This is a genomic window from Methylobacterium sp. J-059 (genome assembly GCF_022829485.1).
Lineage (GTDB): Bacteria > Pseudomonadota > Alphaproteobacteria > Rhizobiales > Beijerinckiaceae > Methylobacterium.
The window spans coordinates 1-1,423 of record NZ_JAKSYA010000026.1 but is presented as its reverse complement, the minus strand read 5'-3'; the positions used below and the strand labels follow the sequence as shown (position 1 = coordinate 1,423).

1 protein-coding gene and 1 pseudogene are annotated in these 1,423 nt (G+C 65.1%); both read right to left on the bottom strand.

All coding sequences use genetic code 11. The annotated features are described in order from the left end of the window. A pseudogene (locus MKK55_RS01840) lies at positions 1-414 on the bottom strand (porin family protein); the annotation flags it as partial. A 306-nt stretch (positions 415-720) separates the two neighbouring features. Then, entirely contained in the window at positions 721-1,152 is a 432-nt protein-coding gene (locus MKK55_RS01835; RefSeq protein WP_243932995.1) for a hypothetical protein, read from the bottom strand. Positions 1,153-1,423: the final 271 nt, after the last annotated feature.

Here is a 1,423-nt window from a genome sequence, read left to right as displayed (position 1 = left end):
GGGGGTGGCCGAGAAGCGGTTGCGGTTCTGGCCGAAGTCGACGTACTGCGCGTCGGCCTCGATGCCGATCACGACGCCAGAGCCCGGGGTGAACTGGGAGTTTTAGCCGAACTGGCCACCGCCGGTGAAGCCGTCGTTGCCTCGGCTGCCGCCGAGGGCGAGCACGCCGCAGGTGTTTCCGCCGGCCGGTCCGGCGGAGATCGCGTTGCCGCGCGAGCCGCCGACGCCGGTGGCGCCGCGGCGATCGCTGGCAGTGAAGCCGTAGCCGGCGTTGATACCGAAGTAGGCGCCAGTCCAGGTGAACACCGGAACCGGGGTGAACACCGGCGGCGGAGCGCGACGCGGAAGGTCGGCGGCCGAAGCGGCAGCGGTGAGAGCCGTGAAGGCTGCGAAGGACGTAAGGATCTTGTTCATATCTAGGGTACCGATCGGTATGTTTGGTTGACGGAGAAAATACCCTCTTCTCGGCGAGTAGATGTAGCGTTCAGGACACACCGACGATCCCTATATTCTTATCCAGACACGCTCCCTCATCGTTGAAGCGTGTCCTTCTTGAGCGCGTCTTCCCATAAGCCTTTGATGCCAAGGCGAGCTTGCCGCTCGGGCATGGCTTTCTTAGGCTGCGCCACAGGCGTGACCCCCAGAGTTAACACCTTGCCTGATGACCGAGAGGCATGCACATTGAGACGTCGTTTCAGGCGGTCGCCGGGTCGGCTCTCGTCATGGCAGGTAGGCCCCCCGAAACAGGTCTCCCAGCGCCCTGCGCCGAAACAGCGTTCGCCACCGCCGCCGCTGATGCTCCGGCCGGTCATGGTTCACATGGCAGCGCTGGCAGAACGCGGCGAGGTTGGCATCCGCGTTGTTCGCGGTGTCGTGGTCCCGATGCGCCGTCGCGAGCACCACGCGCGTCGTGCGCAGGCTTCCCGTCAGGTCATCCAGGGTCGGCAGTTCGGCGAGGCTCTTGCCCTTCCCGTCGCGCCAGGCGCCGATCTGAGCGTCCCACCAGCGCCCATCGCCGAGATGGTAGACGATACACCCGTGCGGCCGACCGCAGCCCTCGCAGGCGCTGCCAGCGCGCCGGAAGCGGACCATGGCCGACAGTTCGCGCCAGTCGATCGGGTAGAAGAAGCGGTGCTCTCGCCGGATCGGCATTTTGCGATCCTCGAAGTGGGGCAGGCGTCACGTGAAGCTTAGAAGCGAAACGGTTCGCCGTGCCGTGTCTAAAGCGTCACACGTCGGGGACAAGCCGCTTTCCGATCGCGACTGTCTGCCAGACCGAAAATGCAACGCTTGGCAGGTTGTTCGCTGCAGCGCAGCGACCTAGGTTCGCAGTGCGGGACGGCGATGGCGTCGCGGTCCCGCTGTCCTTCTTGGACGTTTCCTCCCAAGACTTCGGGCCGCTCCTTCGGGGGTGGCCTTTTTT

What these genes read in the sequence shown, in the direction of transcription:
- MKK55_RS01835 (WP_243932995.1), bottom strand. Translation starts at nt 1,152, where the DNA reads ATGCCGATCCGGCGAGAGCACCGCTTCTTCTACCCGATCGACTGGCGC.